General features: G+C 36.3%; 13 protein-coding genes, 1 pseudogene and 1 other annotated feature. Of the genes and pseudogenes, 3 read left to right on the forward strand and 11 right to left on the reverse strand.

The window, feature by feature from the left end; translation table 11 throughout:
• From B371_RS21625 to B371_RS0109800, 3 genes and pseudogenes are all read right to left on the reverse strand, one after another.
• Positions 1-354 (reverse strand): annotated as a pseudogene (locus tag B371_RS21625) (ABC transporter permease); the annotation flags it as partial.
• Positions 354-1,286, reverse strand: a complete 933-nt coding sequence (gene opp3b / locus B371_RS0109795; RefSeq protein ID WP_019414135.1) for an oligopeptide ABC transporter permease — start codon at positions 1,284-1,286, stop codon at positions 354-356. The pseudogene B371_RS21625 and the gene opp3b, both read right to left, overlap by 1 nt.
• 207 nt (positions 1,287-1,493) lie before the next feature.
• Positions 1,494-3,203 carry a peptide ABC transporter substrate-binding protein gene (locus B371_RS0109800; RefSeq protein WP_019414136.1) on the reverse strand — a complete coding sequence of 570 codons (1,710 nt, stop codon included), beginning with the start codon at positions 3,201-3,203 and terminating at the stop codon, positions 1,494-1,496.
• Positions 3,204-3,444: 241 nt separating this feature from the next.
• On the opposite strand from B371_RS0109800, the gene B371_RS0109805 reads away from it, so the two are divergent.
• Positions 3,445-3,792 (forward strand): DUF3899 domain-containing protein, encoded by a 348-nt coding sequence (locus B371_RS0109805; RefSeq protein ID WP_019414137.1) that lies wholly within the window; start codon positions 3,445-3,447, stop codon positions 3,790-3,792.
• A 53-nt stretch (positions 3,793-3,845) separates the two neighbouring features.
• Positions 3,846-4,068, forward strand: a binding site (T-box leader).
• A 45-nt stretch (positions 4,069-4,113) separates the two neighbouring features.
• Positions 4,114-5,100 (forward strand): tryptophan--tRNA ligase, encoded by a 987-nt coding sequence (trpS, locus tag B371_RS0109810; protein WP_019414138.1) that lies wholly within the window; start codon positions 4,114-4,116, stop codon positions 5,098-5,100.
• Between the two features lie 830 nt (positions 5,101-5,930).
• On the opposite strand, the gene B371_RS0109815 is transcribed toward trpS, so the two are convergent.
• From B371_RS0109815 to B371_RS0109845, 7 genes are all read right to left on the reverse strand, one after another.
• Positions 5,931-7,766 (reverse strand): oligopeptide ABC transporter substrate-binding protein, encoded by a 1,836-nt coding sequence (locus B371_RS0109815; RefSeq protein ID WP_019414139.1) that lies wholly within the window; start codon positions 7,764-7,766, stop codon positions 5,931-5,933.
• A 79-nt stretch (positions 7,767-7,845) separates the two neighbouring features.
• Positions 7,846-8,757 carry an ABC transporter permease gene (locus B371_RS0109820; protein WP_019414140.1) on the reverse strand — a complete coding sequence of 304 codons (912 nt, stop codon included), beginning with the start codon at positions 8,755-8,757 and terminating at the stop codon, positions 7,846-7,848.
• Between the two features lie 31 nt (positions 8,758-8,788).
• On the reverse strand, positions 8,789-9,751 hold the full coding sequence (gene opp4B, locus B371_RS0109825) for an oligopeptide ABC transporter permease (protein WP_019414141.1): 963 nt from the start codon (positions 9,749-9,751) through the stop codon (positions 8,789-8,791).
• A gap of 1 nt (position 9,752) precedes the next feature.
• Positions 9,753-10,700 (reverse strand): ATP-binding cassette domain-containing protein, encoded by a 948-nt coding sequence (locus B371_RS0109830; protein ID WP_019414142.1) that lies wholly within the window; start codon positions 10,698-10,700, stop codon positions 9,753-9,755.
• The gene (locus tag B371_RS0109835) at positions 10,697-11,710 is read right to left on the reverse strand and encodes an ABC transporter ATP-binding protein (protein ID WP_019414143.1); all 1,014 of its coding nucleotides are present in this window, start codon (positions 11,708-11,710) and stop codon (positions 10,697-10,699) included. The genes B371_RS0109830 and B371_RS0109835 overlap by 4 nt, the downstream gene beginning before the upstream one ends.
• 1,199 nt (positions 11,711-12,909) lie before the next feature.
• Positions 12,910-14,145, reverse strand: a complete 1,236-nt coding sequence (gene fabF, locus B371_RS0109840; RefSeq protein ID WP_019414144.1) for a beta-ketoacyl-ACP synthase II — start codon at positions 14,143-14,145, stop codon at positions 12,910-12,912.
• 104 nt (positions 14,146-14,249) lie between these two features.
• Positions 14,250-15,185, reverse strand: coding sequence for a beta-ketoacyl-ACP synthase III (locus B371_RS0109845; protein WP_019414145.1), 936 nt, complete (start codon positions 15,183-15,185; stop codon positions 14,250-14,252).
• Between the two features lie 190 nt (positions 15,186-15,375).
• Between B371_RS0109845 and B371_RS0109850 the strand changes: the two genes are divergently transcribed.
• Positions 15,376-15,564: a YjzD family protein gene (locus tag B371_RS0109850; RefSeq protein WP_019414146.1), complete on the forward strand. Its 189-nt coding sequence runs from the start codon at positions 15,376-15,378 to the stop codon at positions 15,562-15,564.
• Between the two features lie 56 nt (positions 15,565-15,620).
• Here B371_RS0109850 and B371_RS21630 read toward each other — a convergent pair whose 3' ends face one another.
• A complete protein-coding gene (locus B371_RS21630) occupies positions 15,621-17,738 on the reverse strand; it encodes an ATP-dependent Clp protease ATP-binding subunit (protein WP_019414147.1) in 2,118 nt (705 codons plus the stop codon).
• Positions 17,739-18,008 lie beyond the last annotated feature (270 nt).

Consider the following 18,008-nt stretch of genomic DNA (forward strand, 5'->3'; position numbering starts at 1 on the left):
TTTTTTATGCAACGCTAGTGTTAATTCATATAAATCTACTTGTTCACCGCCGAGAACTCCATATCCATCTAGGACTCCAAGATTTTCAAACCCTGGTACCTTTGGAGGTAAGTTAGCATGCGTGATCGTTTGTACTTCCCCATCATGTGGGCTTATTAGTGGTCCAATAAATGCCATAATAACGATTAGTAGTAAAACAATCATACTAACAATGGCTGCTTTATTTTTACGAATACGTAACCAAGCATCTTGCCAGAAGCTTAAACTTGGTTTAGTTATTTTTTCTGCCTCATTTTTATCAATGGTAACTCTATTAAAAGACTCTTTTGGGAATTTATCAAGATGTTGTGTCATTAACTATCGCCTCCTGATAAACGAATACGTGGATCAATAATTCCATAAAGAATATCTACTAATAAAATCATAAATATTAAGAAGACTGAGAAGAACAATGTTGTCCCCATAATGATGGAGAAATCATTCACCATAATAGATTTAACGAATTGCTCACCAATTCCAGGAATCGCAAAGATTTGCTCAATTACTAGTGACCCAGTTAATAAACCTGCTGTCAACGGACCCATTACTGTGACTAAAGGAATAATTGCATTACGGAATGCATGTTTAAATGCTACTTCAAATCCGTTGGCGCCTTTTGATTTAGCAAGAGTTATGTAATCAGAGCTTAACACTTCAATCATTTCTGTTCGAATAAATCGAGCAGAAATTGCCAATGGTCCCATTGCTAATGCAATTGATGGTAATACACTGGACTTCCATCCGTCATCCCATAATGCGACAGGTAGTATTTCCCACTGAACTGCAAACCAGTACTGTAAAAAAGAAGCGAAAACAAACGATGGGATTGAAATCCCTAGGATTGCGAGAAAAGTACTTCCATAATCCCATATGGAGTTTTGCCTTAAAGCTGCAATCATACCTAGTATTATACCAATACTTACACCAAGAATCATAGCTTGGGCACCCAATATAAGGGAAGGCCCTAAACGACTAATGATTAGATCTGTTACGCTTGCACCTTTGAAATAGAATGAATTTCCTAAATCTCCTTGTGCTAAATTAAGCATATACTTTCCATACTGAACCGGAAGTGGTTCATCTAAACCATACTTTGCCTCTACTATCGCCAGTTGATCAGGGGAAAGTTTCGAAGCGGAACTTATAGGGGATCCTGGCAGCGTTTTCATTAAGAAGAATGTCGCTGTAGCAATCAGGAAAAGTGTTATGAACATATAAAACACACGTCTAATAATATACTTAGTCATCTTCGCACCTCCTATATAAATAAAAACCTTGTTACATCTAATCTCTTTATATTTAAACAGATTAAACTAGTTATTGTCAAATAGTAATTTTTAACTCAAAGCGATAATATAGAGCGTTTTTATCATTTAAAAAGAGAGTATATGGACCCGCAAGGTATCCATATACTCTCTAAATATAGACTTATTCAACAACTTAAGTTTAAACGATTATTGAGCGTCTTTACCTTCAATGTAAGCCCACTTATAACTGAAGTCTCCACCGAATGAGTGAGATACTACACCTTTTACATATGGTTTTACAAGAAGCATTGTTCCACGTTGGTAGTTTGGAGCAATAGCGAAATCTTCTGCTAGAAGAATTTTTTCAGCGTCTGCCAATGCAGTCCAACGAGCTTCTGGATCTGTAGCTAAATCAGCAGCTGCAGCAGCAATTAACTTATCATACTCAGGATTAGAGTAAGACATCATGTTGTTACCACCATCAGTAACGAACAAGTTCATGAATGTGTTAGGATCTTGGTAGTCAGGACCCCATCCAGCACTTTGAATATCATAGTCTTGATTTGTATCAAGATCTAAACGAACACTAAATGGTACTTGTTTAAGTGTAATTGTTAAACCTGGAAGATTTCCTTGTAATTGTGCTTTGAAGTACTCATCCATTTTTTTAGCAACGTCAGAGTCGCCACCAAGAATTTCTAATGTTACTTCTTCTACACCTAGTTCTGCTAAACCTTTAGTCCAAGCAGCTTGTGCTTCTTCTACGTTAAATCCACCTAAATCTCCGTTGATTTCACGGAAATCGACACCATTAGCATCAAATGTAAATTCTTTTGGTACTAAATAGTTAGCTGGTACAGAACCGTTATTTAACACAACATCTACTAAGTCTTGTTTGTTATAAGCTTTAGAGATTGCTTCACGAATATTTACGTTTGCAAGAGGTGTTGCTTCACCATTACGCTCTTGGTTAAATTTGAAATAGAATAATACTGATTCTAATTCTTTTTCTAAGTCAGCGTCATTTGCATATTGTGCAGCGAACTCACCTGAAAGACCTGCGCGATCTTTTTTATCTGTTTTGTATAAGTTAAGTCCAGTAGCAGTTTCTTTAACTACATCATAGTTAATTTCAGTAAGTTGCACTGTTTCTGCATCCCAATACTGATCATTTTTAACTAATTTCCAAGACAATCCAGTACCGTCCCATGCTTCAAGAACGAATGGTCCGTTAGAAAGTAGAGTTTCAGAGTTTGTAGCATAATCAGCACCTTGTTCAGTAACGAATGCTTCATTTAATGGCAAGTAAGTTCCAAAAGCCATTAGAGACAAGAAGTAAGGAACTGGTTTTTCTAATGTAACTTCTAAAGTTTTTTCGTCAATTGCTTTAACACCTAGTTCAGTGTAATCAACTTCTCCTGCAGAGATTTCTGTTGCATTTTTAATTACACCAGACATCATGTATGGACCGTATTCAGATGCAGTTTCAGGGTTCATAGCACGTTTCCAAGCGAACTCGAAATCTCCAGCTGTTACAGCTGTGCCATTTGACCAGTTTGCATCACGAATTGTGAATGTGTAAACTAATCCATCTTTTGAAACTGTAGGTTCTGCTTCAGCCATTGCTGGAATTGGTACATTGTTTTCATCTAAACGATATAGACCTTCAGCAACGTTGTTTAAAAGATCAAATCCAACTGAATCTGTTACAAGTGAAGAATCCATTGTTGGAATCTCAGCACCCATCATTAGGTTCAGGACTTGTTCCTCTTCCACGTCTTCAACTACTGGAGTTTCTTCTTTATCAGTAGGTGTTGCTGGTGTTTCTGTTACTTCTTCTTTGTCGCCACAAGCAGCTAAGAAGACACTAAGAATTAATATTAGGCTTAACAGCCAAACTAACTTGTTTTTCTTCATAAAGTTGACCCCCTTAAGTTTTCTGAAAAATTCGTACAAAATGATTATACATAAAATAAAAAATATGCACAACCCTTTTTTATAATTTATTTACAATTATGTAACAGGAATATTACAGTAATATAACAAAAGTGTTGGGATATAAGGTTTTTAGAATTCAAAATAATACGATAGTCTCATAATAATTTTGATTTTTTCCTTCAATTCTTTTACAATATGTAATGGATTGAGGTGAATCATATTGAAAGTAAAGTTAATTATTTTTAGTTTAATACAAATTTTAATTGTCATAATTATGTTAATTAATAACCAAAGTTTGGGTTTAATACCATACATTAATACTTCTTTTTTATTCGGTGCTACACTCGTTTTTATTGGATTGGTAGTTTATGTATTTTCAAAAGGTTTTTTCGACATATTCACGATGAGTATGCGGAAGGTTTTTACACCAAAAAGATATCTAGAAGATGTAACCTCCATGAGATCCCCATCTGAGTTATTTGATTTTCCATACATTCCATTGTTCCAAATAGGTGGGACTATTTTACTTTGTATGTCAATTGCATTATTTATATATTATTTGCAATAATTTAGGCTTGATTTTTGAGTTTCTTCTATATTATAATTCAATCACAATAATCATTATTTGCTAAGACGAAGAGTAGTACATTTGAACGGGAAATTTAGAAAGTCTGTGGTTGCTGAAAACAGATCTTTCCTTCAAGTGGAATGGACTTCCGAGCTTATTTTGCGAACCTTTATAAGGTGTAGCATAATACGTCCCTTCACGTTATGAAGATAAAGAGGCCAAGAACATTTGGCAATCTGGGTGGTACCACGGATTCACACATCATTCGTCCCTGTTTCAGGGGATAGTGATGTGTTTTTTTATATTTAAGGAGGAATTTTAATGAAAAGAATTTTTTCAGGTGTCCAGCCTACCGGAACAGTAACTCTAGGCAATTACATTGGAGCATTTCGTCAATTCACAACGTTACAAGATGAATATGACTGTATTTTTTGTATCGTAGATCAGCATGCCATAACCGTCCCACAAGATCGTTTAGAACTTCGTAAAAATATCCGCTCGCTGGCAGCCTTATATTTAGCAGTCGGTATCAACCCGGATAAAGCTATTCTTTTTATTCAATCGGAAGTACCTGCACATGCTCAGGCTGGATGGATGATGCAATGTATCTCATACATCGGTGAGCTTGAACGCATGACTCAGTTTAAAGATAAGTCTACTGGGAAAGATGGCGTTTCTGCTTCCCTACTAACTTATCCTCCTCTTATGGCTGCAGATATTATTCTATATCAAACAGATTTTGTTCCTGTAGGAGATGATCAGAAACAACATGTTGAATTAACAAGGGACTTAACCGAAAGATTTAACAAACGATACAATGATGTTCTAACGATTCCAGAAATTCGCTTACCCAAAAATGGAGCCCGTATAAAGGCTTTACAAGACCCGCTTAAAAAAATGAGTAAATCTGATCCAAATAAAAAATCAACGATTTCATTATTAGATTCTCCTAAAGAAATTGAGAAGAAAATAAAAAGTGCAGTGACAGATTCTGAAGGTATTGTTTCTTTTGATGTAGAAAACAAACCCGGCGTTTCTAATTTGTTAACAATTGAGGCTGCGCTGACTGGTGAAACGATTGAAGCATTAGTTACAAAGTACAATGGTGTAGGTTACGGAAATTTCAAGGCATCGGTAGCCAATGCAATTATTGATCACCTTAAGCCTATCCAAGATCGATACGAAACGTTATTAGATTCTGAAGAATTAGATACTATCTTGGATCAAGGTGCTGATAAAGCACAAGCTATTGCATCAAAAACTCTTAGAAAAATGGAGAACGCGATGGGTTTGGGAAGAAAACGATAAAAGTTAGCAGAATAAAAGAACTAACGAATAAAGTGAATTCCGGTGTTTGGATGATAAACATCCAAACACTTTTCCATGTATAGCCTAGGGATCGGTAATTTAAATATAATAATATCTGTAATAGACTCATTACAATGCATATGTAACTAATGGTAAACAATATCCATTTTATCAACAAATCACCCTTTTACACTACTATATGAAAATTCAGTGTTAGTAAGTCTAATTAGCCCTTTTTTATTGCGTACAACTTCAGTAAATTGAAAATAAGAACTACCGGGAAACTGAGGTCCGATACTTTTAAGAAAGTCTTAGTTTATTTTTCATACAATGTCTACATAGGTTTCCGGGCCGCTTTAAACCGCAAACGTTCTACGTCATAACCTAAAAAATTCATAAAAATTAGCACCGTGACTCTGTCACAAATGAGGCCACTGAAAAAGCAACGCTATTTGCTTCACTTTTACAGTGAATTCTAAAATATCCTATTCGAAAAAATTTGATTTGATTTTTGAATTATAGAGAGTTTTTTTTGCACCTCTAGCATTAGCAAGCGGCATAAATTAACTTCCATATTTTCTCTATTCCGACTCAGACTCCTATTTTACTAACTTGAACATCGAATTTTCCAACTGAGCAATCGATCACCAGAAATTTTGTTGATAAACACCAAAGCTTCATCAATGGAATGAAAAATAAAGTTATTTAAAAGACTTTAAAAAACCAAGCATACTGGGTTCTCGACTGCAAAAAATATTATACCCTGTTAATTCTAAATAAAAACCCGCATCTAAACTTTCGTTTAGATGCGGGTTTACTATTTTTTCATTTTATTTAGTAGATTTAATAGGTTCTTCAGCAATTAATTCGATTTGATTCAAATCAAAGTTACCAGCGTAGTCGATATCATAGAATTTCACACGGTCATTAACTGGGCGTAACTCTAAACGGTATTGAATAGGGATAATTGGTGCATTTTCACTCATATATTCTTGCCATTCACGGAATTTACCTGAACGGTATTCAGAATCGAAAGCTTCTGGAGAGTCAATTGCAGCTAATAGCTCTTCCAACTTATCAGAAGTGTAACGGCTGAAGTTATATTGTGCAGTCTTAGAGTATAATCCTGATGGAGATGGGTTTGTACCTGTTCCCCAAGCAGCCATGAACATGTCAATCTCAGGGTCATCAGCTTGTACTTTATCATAGAAGCTGTTGAACTCGATTGTACGACCAGTTGCTAGTGTTACATTTAAACCAACATCTTTCAAGTTTTGCAGGTAGAATGATGCGATATCTTCAGCGATTTCTGCACCTGACATTGTCGCAAATTTAATTTCAAGTGGTTTACCATCTTTGCCTTCACGAAGTCCGTCACCATCAACGTCTTCATAACCAGCTTCATCAAGTAATGCGTTCGCTTTGTCCGGGTCATATGTGTAACCTTCTAAAGTATCATCATAGAATGATTTAAATACTGGTGGAATTAGAGAATTTGCACGCTCACGTAAGTTGTTGTAATACACTTCAGAAACTTGTTCAACATCAAGTGCATAGCCCATTGCTTGACGAAGTTTCACATCACCCATCTTCGCATTTGGATCCATTACAACTTCGCTCTTTTCTATGTCATACTTACCAAGTTTGAAACCAATATATTGGTAGTAAAGCTCATTACGACCTAGGACTGTAATATTGTCTAAATCTTCTATTTCAGGATATTTGTCTGAACTGAAAGTATTAGCCGTCATATCATACTCCCCTGTCTTTAAAGCAACAGAGATAGAAGTCGATGGAACTGTTTTCACTAAAACTTGGTCAAGTTTTGGTGCACCTTTCCAGTAGTGTTCGTTTTTCACGAATTGTACTGATTCACCTGGAATAATTTTGTCGAATTTGAAAGCACCTAATGTTACGATGTCTCTACGTACAGCATCAGATTCTAATAAATCTGCTACTGGAATGTCTTTTAGAATGTGGCTTGGTTCAGCTGACGTCCAAATTCCATCTCCACCACTAAAGATTGCAGGTGACAATTTGTTGAAAGAAATTTCTAAGGTAGTTTCGTCTACTTTCTCAATACCAGAAATTGTATCTGCTTTGCCATCGTGATATTCTACTGCACCCACGATGTTTTGGAAATCCACATCATAACGAACTCCTGTATAGTCTGGGTGACCAATAATTAAGTAAGGTTGAATTAAGTCTTCGATTTTTAAAGGTTCTCCATCAGACCATTTCACACCATCACGAATTTTAATTGTTACTTTGTTATTTTCTTGATCAACTTCCATACTTGCAATTCCTTCTCCATTAAGTAAGAAGTCGCCGTCTGTTTGGAAAATTGCATTACTTGCAAATTCCATAATATCTGCATCATAACCATCTTCATATAGAACTGTTGAGAAAATCCCTTGGAAAGGTGAGTCATTTACTAAAGCTACTTTTAAAGTACCTCCGTCAATTACATCTCCTTCGTTCTCTACATTAAGTGGGAAACTAGCAGTTTCTTCTGTATCTTCAGCTTCTGCATCTGTTTCACCATCATCAGTTGTTGTACCTTCTGGTGGATCTTCAGAAGATGTATTACCATCATTATTACAAGCACCAAGGACAAGCATTAAAGCCAGTAGTAAAGCTAGTAAAGCCCATATCTTTTTGTTCATTCCATTTCCTCCTCTTTGTTCTGTTGTGTTAGTTTTTCTATATCAAACGTTGTACGTTTAATACCAATAAATAAATAGATCAACCTAGTCTTTGTTTAGCATCTGCGGAGCGACGAATTGCCTGCCCGATATAATTGATTGCTAGCATTAAGAATAAAATTAGTAATGACGCCGGTAACCATACCCACCATTTTTCAGATAAGACAATTGGGTTGGTTGCATAACTCACAAGTGTTCCTAAACTTGGCGTGGAAGGCGGTAATCCGAAACCTAAAAATGAAAGTCCAGTTTCAATCCCAACATTTCCTGCAAAGTTTAACGTCAATTCTACAATCAAAATTGAGCTTAAGTTAGGCATCATTTTTTTAAAAATAATGACCCCATCACCTGTACCCATTGTTTTCGACGCATTAATATAGTCTCTGCTACCCTCAGATAGTGCCTTACTTCTTACTAAACGAGCGATACCAGGCCATAAGAAAATGCTTACAATCAAAATGAATATCGGTATATTATATTTTGGAACAATTGTTACAAAAACAATGATAATCATCAATGAGGGTATCGTAATAAAGAAATCAATGATCCTCATAAAAATATTATCGATCCATCCCCCAAAGTAACCGGTGACTAGTCCAATGAAAACCCCTATTATGCCCGTTATAACAGTAATTGCTATCGCAATGGTAAGAGAGTTTCTCGCACCAATAATTAATTGACCTAAAATATCTCGACCACCTTGGTCAGCACCTAGGAAAAATTTATCTCCTGGAGGAGCAAACTTATCTCTCAAGCTAACTCGCATCATCTCTTGTTGATCAATCATCGAAGACCAAATATAGATTGTAAGAATTAAGATTACTAATGCAAACAATGAAAACATGGCTAATTTATCTTTTTTGAACTCACGAGCAATAACTTGAAATCCAGTAGGCGGAGAGCTTGCTGATAATCCAGGCTCTAAGATCGCATCTTTTTTCTTATCTTTCATCTGAGTACACTCTCCTTAACATTATTTTTCGTCAATCTATCCTAATACGTGGATCTACGATGCTCATAATGATATCGGATAATAGACTACCTAATAATGTTAAGAATCCGTACAGCATTACCAAAGCCGTTATTACACTATAATCACGTCCAGATATGGATTGAATGAACAATTGTCCCATTCCGGGATAGCCAAAAATAGTTTCAATAAAAATGGATCCGCCTAATAATCCAGTAATAGTAAAGCCTAAGAAAGCAGCAACCGGTAATAAAGAATTCCGGAAGATATGTCTTGAATATACCTTGTTTATTGGTATTCCTTTACTACGAGCGGTTCGGACATAATCTTGAGACTTAGCATCGATAACTTCTGTTCGAAGATATTGAATAACACCTGTCGTTCCTAATATAGCAAATGTAATCGCTGGTAAAAGAATGTGATAGATTTTACTCCAAATATACCCCAAGGATCCATTGTCATATTTGATGTCAACGGTACCACTGGTTGGGAACCATTGGAGTTGATAGCCGAAAAAGAATAAGAAGATTAAGGCTAGTACAAATACTGGGATTGCATAACTTATGAAACTATAAAGTACGACTGTTTTATCCAAGAATGTATTCTGGTATCTTCCAGCAAGTACCCCCAAAGGTATCGCTATTAAGTACAGTAAAAACACACTGAGTAAAGCTAACCAAAGCGTATTTAATGCACGATCACCAAGTAGTTCGGAAACAGGGAGTTTATATGTATAACTCTTCCCAAAGTCACCTTGTGCAGCATTCGATATCCATCTAAAATACTGTTCATACCATGGATCATAAAATCCTGCTTGTATTCGTAGTTCTTCAATTCGAGCAGGATCTGTATCGGGTGTAATCATTCCTGTAAAAGGGTCACCTGGCATGAACTTCGCCATAATAAAGATGAGTAAACTTAAAACAAATAATTGAGGAATCATGACTAATACACGCCGAAAAATCGTTTTCCACATATTAAATGACCACCTCGCGTTCTTCCTTTTTCGCTACTGCATGTGTGTCTGAAATCGGAAGGAGATCATAAACTCTACCATTAGTATCATAATACTTATGATTTTCTACTTGATAATTTTGCTCGACATTTATTCTTTCGACTTTTCTAGCTTCCCGTGTTGAAGGTTCAATATTAGGAATGGCCGATAATAACCGTTTAGTATATATATGTTGAGGAGACTGATATATATCTCTCTTTGTACCCGATTCAACAAAACGTCCTTTGTTCATAATGGCTATTTCATCACACATATGTTTGACTACACCAAGGTCATGCGAAATGAAAAGGTAGCTCAATCCTAGTTCTTGTTGTATTTCTTTTAAAAAGTTTAGTACTTGGGCTTGTACTGATAAATCGAGTGCTGATACGGGTTCGTCCGCAATAATTAATTTCGGATTACTTGCAATGGCCCGAGCTATTCCAATCCGTTGCTTCTGTCCACCCGAAAATTCATGAGGATATTTTAATTTAGAATCTTCTGGCATACCGACGATTGCTAACAGTTCATTTATTCTTTTCTTTTCTTCTAAGTCAGATAATTTCAAAAAATTACGAATAGGTTCTGCAATTATATCTTTCACCCGTTTGCGAGGATTTAAGCTAGAGTGTGCATCTTGGAAAATCATTTGGATATCTCGATTATACGAAGAGTTTCGTTGGCGACGTTGGTTTGTCACATCTACACCTTCGTATACAATACTTCCTGACGTGATTTTCTCAAGACCAATAATTGCTTTTCCTGTTGTGGATTTCCCACATCCAGATTCACCTACTAAGCCGTATGTTTTTCCTTTTTCAAATTCCATACTAATACCATCTACGGCATGAACATGATCTACGATTGTATTAAAGAATCCACCTCTAACAGGATAATGAACTTGTAAGTCTTTTATCTCCATAAAGCTCATGTTAAACTTCCTCCTTCTTCACCTTCAAAATAAAAGTGATTCCAGCAGGTACATCGAACAAAATGACCTGGTGCAATTTCATGAAGTTGTGGTTCATTTTCATGTGCATCTTCTTGAATCCAAGGTATACGTGAAGCAAAACGACAACCGGTTCGTGGTAAATTTACTAACGAAGGCACTACGCCTTGTATCACTTCTAATTTTTCTGAATCACTATGAGTTTGTGGAATCGAATTTAGTAGTGATCTTGTATACGGATGTCTTGGGTTACTAAATAATTCATCTACACCTGCTTCTTCTATAATTTGACCGGCATACATAACGGCGACTCTATCAGCTACCTCTGCTACAACACCTAAATCATGCGTGATTAAAATAATTCCTGATTGGGTTTCAGCTTGCAAGTCCTTTAGTAAGTCCAGGATTTGAGCTTGTATCGTTACATCTAGTGCTGTTGTTGGTTCATCCGCAATAATAATTGAGGGTTTACAAGAAATGGCAATTGCAATTATTACTCGTTGTCGCATTCCACCAGATAACTGATGGGGAAATTGATGTGCTACTCGTTTGGGGTTTGGTATTCCTACTTGAGTTAATAGTTCTTGGACTCGAAAGGAACGTTCCTTCTTTGAGAGCTTGGTATGGTAAATAAGGCTTTCTTCAATTTGATCACCAATTCGCATTAATGGGTTTAATGCAGAAAGCGGGTCTTGAAAGATCATTCCAATATCGTTACCACGAACATCGTTCAATCTATCTTCTGATAATTCGGCTAAATTATTTCCTTTAAACTCAATTTCCCCAGTAATTCTTGTCACATTCGCATCGTGGAGTCCTATGATGGAAGTTGCTAAAGTACTTTTACCACAACCGGATTCTCCGACAATAGCTAAAATTTCATTCTTTTTTAAATGAATGGAAACACCGTCTACAGCGTCAAAATAAGTATCTTTAATTCTGAAACTAGTATGTAAATCTTTAATCGTTAAAAGATTTTGAGTTATGTTCAAGCTATTACTCCTCTCAAGTAAATACTAAGATGCGATAAAACTTACACTCTCTTCGCAAGATTGCAATTATTCCGTTAATTGTTTCTCTAAATATAAATATTATTACAGAAATATTACTATAGCAACATATTTTTTTATATTTTCCTATTCTTACTTTATTTTATAATTACTTTTGTTGAATAATGTAAGTAATACCAAGGTTTAATTCGGAAACCGTAGTAATAAAAAAATTATTTTTTTAAATGAAAATTGTACGAGGTAAATTCAAAAATTTCACTAACAAATAGAATTGATTTCATGCTTTATCAATAATAGCTAAGATTTCATTCTTTTTTAAAATGAATGGAAACACCCTCTACAGCGTTAAATAAGTATCTTTAATTCTGAAACTAGTATTCGAATCGTTAATAGTTAATAGATTTTGAGTTATGTTCAAGCTATTACTCCTCTCAAGTAAATACTAAGATGCGGTCAAACTTACACTCTCTTCCCAAAATTTAAATTATTCTGTTATTGTTTCTCTAAATATAAATATTATTATAGAAATATCACTATGGCAACATATTTTTTTTAGATTTTCCTATTTTCACATTATTCTATAATTACTTTTATTGAATAATGTGATTACTACCAAGGTTTAATTCGGAATCCGTAGTAATAAAAAAATTTTTTTTTTATTACTAAATTGTACGAGGTAAATTCTTAACTTTCAATGACAAATAGATTTGATTTTATACTTTATTAATAATAGTGTGGTATGTAGTATAGGAAAATATTCTGAAAGATAAGAGTTGGTCGTTGACAGATAGCTTGTGAAACCGTTCATATATTTAGTGAATTAAGGGATTCAGAAATAAGAATAGAGTAGGCGAGTTAATGAATTGATGCGCCTCTCACAGATCCATACGTGCGGGGCACCCCAAACGGCTCCTCCATGCTTATCCCCTTTGCTCGATTTTCTTCCGCATCTCCTTCCTTCAAACACAACCTCACAGCTATGCCCAATATTAGAATACTTAAGCTAGGTCAGTTTCCACGAGAATAAAATTTCACCCTCTTGTGTTACTTTTCTGTATAAACTAATTGTTTTATCAAAGTGACGTCGTCAGTAACATATAAAAAGACACGAATCGTGAGATTCGTGTCACCTATAACTGCCAGTCGCAAAAATATCTCCTCAAAAGAGGAGATAAATTTGATTATACTTTTTTAAATAATAAGCTTGCATTATGACCACCAAAACCTAATGAATTGCTCATCGCATAATTTATCTCTTTTTCACGTCTTGCATTTGCAACATAATCCAAATCACATATTGGATCCGGATTTTCTAAGTTCATGGTTGGAGGTAAAATACTTTCATGGATTGCAAGCACTGTGAAAATCGCTTCAATCCCTCCAGCAGCTCCTAGTAAATGCCCTGTCATTGATTTAGTTGAACTCATCGCCAGTTTGTATGCATGTTCACCAAATACTGATTTGACCGCTAATGTTTCAAATTGATCATTGTACGGTGTACTTGTACCATGGGCATTTATGTAATCAACTTCTGAATGCTCGATTCCAGCATCTGCAAGTGCTTGTTTCATTGCACGAGCAGCTCCTTCTCCCTCTGGAGCGGGTGCTGTAATATGGTGCGCATCTCCAGTTGAACCATAACCAATTACTTCTGCATAAATTCTTGCTCCACGCGCTTTTGCATGTTCATACTCTTCTAAAATAACGATACCTGCTCCTTCACCAATAACAAATCCATCACGCTTACTATCGAATGGACGTGAAGCAGTTTTAGGATCCGGGTTTAAGGTAAGTGCTGTATTCGAACAGAAACCAGCAACTGACATATTCGTTATAGGGGCTTCTGCACCTCCAGAAATCATCACATCTGCATCACCACGTTCAATCACTTTAAATGCATCGCCAATAGAATTGGTTCCTGAAGCACATGCTGTTACCGTACAAGAGTTCATTGCTTTTGCTCCGAAATAAATGGATACTTGCCCAGCAGCCATATCTGGAATCATCATTGGCACGAAAAATGGGCTCACTCGACGATAGCCCCGATCAAGGAATGTGCGGAATTGTGATTCATATGTTTCCATTCCGCCAATACCTGATCCTATCCAGACACCCGTACGAAGACCAAGTTCTGGTGTAATCTCTATGTTTGCATCCTTAATAGCCATAATTGATGCAGCTAACGCAAAATGTGTAAAGCGATCCATCTTACGAGCTTCTTTTCGTTCTATATACGTTTCAATATCAAAATCTTTCACTTCTGCTGCTAATTTTACAGGGAAATCATCTGGATTTACTCGAGTTATAGGACCAACGCCAGATTTACCTTCTTTTATTCCAGCCCAAGTGGTTTCAATATCATTTCCAAGTGGAGTAACTGCTCCTACTCCTGTTATAACTACACGACGTTTTGTCATTGCTGTATTCTCTCCCTCATGTGAAATCTAAACATAGTTCAACTAAAAATAATTTTACAATTGCAACTAAGTTTTATTTTCTTTTTGTAAATAAACAGAAATGGTTATTTACCTATCTTCATGCAAATTGCTCCCCATGTTAAACCGCCACCAAATCCTACAAGAACAACTACATCATCATCTTTCACTTTTCCAGCTAACATTTCTTCTTTTAAAGCAATCGGGATAGAAGAAGATGAGGTGTTACCAAATTGCTTAATTGTAGTAGACATTTTTTCTTCTGGTAAACCCAGTCGTTGTCTAGAAGACTCCATAATACGGATATTAGCTTGGTGAGGCACCAGGAAATCTACGTCTTCTTTTGTTAGACCGGCTTTAGTAATAACATTTTCTGCTGACTCTCCCATTTGACGAACGGCAAATTTAAAGACTTCTCGACCATTCATTTCAAGATGAGGTCCGTTTTGTAGTAAATGTTTCCCACCAGAACCGTCTGCACCAAGTTCAAATGATAGAATACCTCGGCCTTCAGAAACCTGACCAATAATGACAGCCCCAGCTCCATCTCCAAATAATACAGCAGTATTACGATCATCATAATTTGTGATTTTTGATAGTTTCTCAACACCCACAACTAAAACATATGGATATACACCGGACTCCACAAATTGTTTGGCTGTAACGACTCCATAGATAAATCCTGCACATGCTGCAGATAAGTCCATAGCTGCAGCATTTTTTGCTCCAATTTTCTCTTGAATCATCGTTGATACACTTGGAAAGGGCGTATCAGGTGTAACTGTTGCTACTATAATTAATCCAATTTGATTTGCATCAATTCCTGCGTCTTTTATTGCCTCCATCGAAGCTTCATATGCCATATCTGATGTATCAACATTATCGTCCGCAATTCTTCTCTCTTCTATACCTGTACGCGTACGAATCCATTCATCGGTCGTATCCATCTGTTTTTCCAAGTCAAAGTTAGTGACAACTCGTTCTGGCAGATATCTTCCTAAACCAATCATTCCAACATCCATGATACACCCTCATTTCAATTATTATCTTATATTAGTACCTGGTATTAATTATATCTAATTGAACATCATATTTCAATACATTGACATGAATTAGCCAAACTTCTACAAAGATTTTAAAATGGTCGTGTGTTAAAATGAATTTATATGATATGATTACTTTAAATAAATACTCTATCTCGAGGTGAACAACATGAAATTAGTTTTTACATTAGTATGGTCATTTCTACTTGTTAGCACATTAAATTACGTGGTTAGTTCTGTAAATGCTGTTCCATTTGATTTCAAATTAGGTGCAATTCTTTCAGTTGGATTTGCAGTCATGATTTATATCATCTCTTCGATTATTCCAAATGATCCAGTAACTCATGAAAACCACTAATTTGCATAACCTATGAAGGGTCTGATTGAAGTAACTACTTCAATCAGACCCTTTATTTATTTTAGGTTCACTTGTACTTGGCCATCATTAACTGTTACATCCATAAAGCTACCAGGTTCTAATTCCCCACTTAGTAACTCCTTCGCTAATGCTGTTTCGACATGTCGTTGAATAAAACGACGCAAAGGCCGTGCACCAAATGCTGCATCTGTTCCTTCAGCCACTACCCAATCAATTAATTGTTGTGAGAATGTGACATTAACTTCCTGCTCTTTTAGTCGCTTCGCCAATTGAGCTAAATACTTCTCGGTTATAGAAGTAAAATGTGATCCTTTTAATGAATGAAATAACACGATTTCATCCATCCGATTTAATAATTCCGGTTTAAAATGTGATCGAAGGGCTGACATCACTAATGACTCTGCTTGGTCTCCACCTTCTAGTAAGTACTGAGAACCAATATTTGATGTCAAAATGACAACGGTATTAGAGAAATTGACCACTCGGCCTTGACTATCTGTTATGCGTCCATCGTCTAAAAGTTGGAGCAAAATATTTGCGACATCCGGATGAGCTTTTTCAATTTCATCAAGCAATATCACTGAATATGGATTACGTCGAACCATCTCTGTCAGTTGACCACCCTCTTCATAACCAATGTAACCAGGAGGTGCTCCTATAAGACGTGATACACTATGCTTTTCCATATATTCAGACATGTCAATACGAATGAAATGATCTTCTGAATCAAATAAATTTGCGGCTAATGCTTTTGCAAGCTCTGTTTTCCCTACACCTGTTGGTCCAAGGAATAAGAAGGAGCCGATTGGTTTTGATGGATCTTTAATACCTGCGCGCGCACGCCAAACGGCTTCAGTCACAAACTGAACGGCTTGATCCTGGCCTACTACACGTTCTTGAAGTGTTTCTTTAAGTCTAAGAAGTTTATCTCGTTCTCCTTCAACGAGTTTCATTACTGGAATACCTGTCCAACGGGAAACGATAGATGCGATTTCTTCAGAAGTCACTTCTTCACGAAGCAATCGATTGTCTGAAGACTCCTCAAGAGCTATTTCAAGAGCAGCTATCTCTTTTTCGAGTTTCGGCATTTTACCATGATGAAGTTCTGCCGCTTTAGTATAATCTGAATTGTTTTCAGCAATTTCTAAATCACGACGATACGTATCTAAGAGCTCCCGCTTCTTTTGTATATGTTGGAGTGACTCTTTTTCCAGGGTCCACTGATTACGCATCGACTCACTTGAAGATTTCAGAGCTTGGAGTTCATGACGTAAATTTGATAACCGTTGTATACTTGCTTGATCTTTTTCTTTCATTAATGCTTGTTCTTCAATTTCAAGTTGCATCATTCTTCGTGTGACTTCATCAAGTTCTTGTGGCATGGAATCAATTTCAGTTCGAATCATTGCACATGCTTCATCTACCAAATCAATCGCTTTATCTGGTAAAAAACGTTCAGTTAGATAACGGTTTGACAACTGAGCTGCAGCTACAATTGCACGGTCGTGGATACGTACGGCATGATGTAATTCAAATCGTTCTTTTAATCCACGTAAAATAGATACAGTATCTTCAACTGTTGGTTCACGTACTAAAACCTGCTGAAAACGACGTTCTAGAGCTTTATCCTTTTCAATATTCATCCGGTATTCATCAAGCGTAGTTGCTCCGATACAGTGAAGCTCACCTCTAGCTAACATTGGTTTCAACATATTTCCAGCATCCATTGCTCCTTCTGTTTTTCCTGCACCGACAATTGTATGGATTTCATCGATAAAAAGAATGATGCGGCCTTCTGCTTCTTTTACCTCTTTTAACACAGCTTGTAAGCGCTCTTCAAATTCTCCTCGATATTTAGCACCTGCTATTAGTGAACTCATATCTAGTTCATAGATGTCCCGGTCTTTTAATCCCTCTGGCACATCTTTTCGTACAATTCGCTGGGCTAACCCTTCCACAATCGCTGTTTTACCAACTCCAGGCTCTCCAATAAGAACTGGATTATTTTTTGTTTTTCGAGAAAGTATACGAATCACATGCCTAATTTCTTGATCACGACCAATAACTGGATCCATTTTCCCGTTTCTTGCCAGCTCCACCAAGTTACGTCCATATAATTCAAGTGGTCTCTTTTGTTCCTGTTGTTGATGCATGCACGTTTCACTCCTCAGTTTGACCTTCTTTGACCTTTGAATTAATTATACAATTTTTGGAGATGAATTGTAAAGTATAATGCATAAATATGGTTTATTCGAGTTCCAACTCTACTTAATTGTTCCCCCTAATTATTAAAACCGGGCAGAGTACGCCCGGTCCTTTTAAGAAGGGTAACAATAGAAACCCGTTTATTTCCGCTACGGTGGACGCTTTTCGCGGGCATGCCTTCAGTCTCCTCGTCACTGCAAAAACATGTGCTCCTGCGG

Source organism: Paenisporosarcina sp. TG20 (genome assembly GCF_000286315.1).
Taxonomy (GTDB): Bacteria; Bacillota; Bacilli; order Bacillales_A; family Planococcaceae; genus Paenisporosarcina.

Excerpts from the sequence above, each read along its gene's own strand:
- opp3b (WP_019414135.1), bottom strand. The coding sequence starts at position 1,286 with ATGACTAAGTATATTATTAGACGTGTGTTTTATATGTTCATAACACTT.
- B371_RS0109800 (WP_019414136.1), bottom strand. The coding sequence starts at position 3,203 with ATGAAGAAAAACAAGTTAGTTTGGCTGTTAAGCCTAATATTAATTCTT.
- trpS (WP_019414138.1), top strand. The coding sequence starts at position 4,114 with ATGAAAAGAATTTTTTCAGGTGTCCAGCCTACCGGAACAGTAACTCTA.
- B371_RS0109815 (WP_019414139.1), bottom strand. The coding sequence starts at position 7,766 with ATGAACAAAAAGATATGGGCTTTACTAGCTTTACTACTGGCTTTAATG.
- B371_RS0109820 (WP_019414140.1), bottom strand. The coding sequence starts at position 8,757 with ATGAAAGATAAGAAAAAAGATGCGATCTTAGAGCCTGGATTATCAGCA.
- opp4B (WP_019414141.1), bottom strand. The coding sequence starts at position 9,751 with ATGTGGAAAACGATTTTTCGGCGTGTATTAGTCATGATTCCTCAATTA.
- B371_RS0109830 (WP_019414142.1), bottom strand. The coding sequence starts at position 10,700 with ATGAGCTTTATGGAGATAAAAGACTTACAAGTTCATTATCCTGTTAGA.
- fabF (WP_019414144.1), bottom strand. The coding sequence starts at position 14,145 with ATGACAAAACGTCGTGTAGTTATAACAGGAGTAGGAGCAGTTACTCCA.
- B371_RS0109845 (WP_019414145.1), bottom strand. The coding sequence starts at position 15,185 with ATGGATGTTGGAATGATTGGTTTAGGAAGATATCTGCCAGAACGAGTT.
- B371_RS0109850 (WP_019414146.1), top strand. The coding sequence starts at position 15,376 with ATGAAATTAGTTTTTACATTAGTATGGTCATTTCTACTTGTTAGCACA.
- B371_RS21630 (WP_019414147.1), bottom strand. The coding sequence starts at position 17,738 with ATGCATCAACAACAGGAACAAAAGAGACCACTTGAATTATATGGACGT.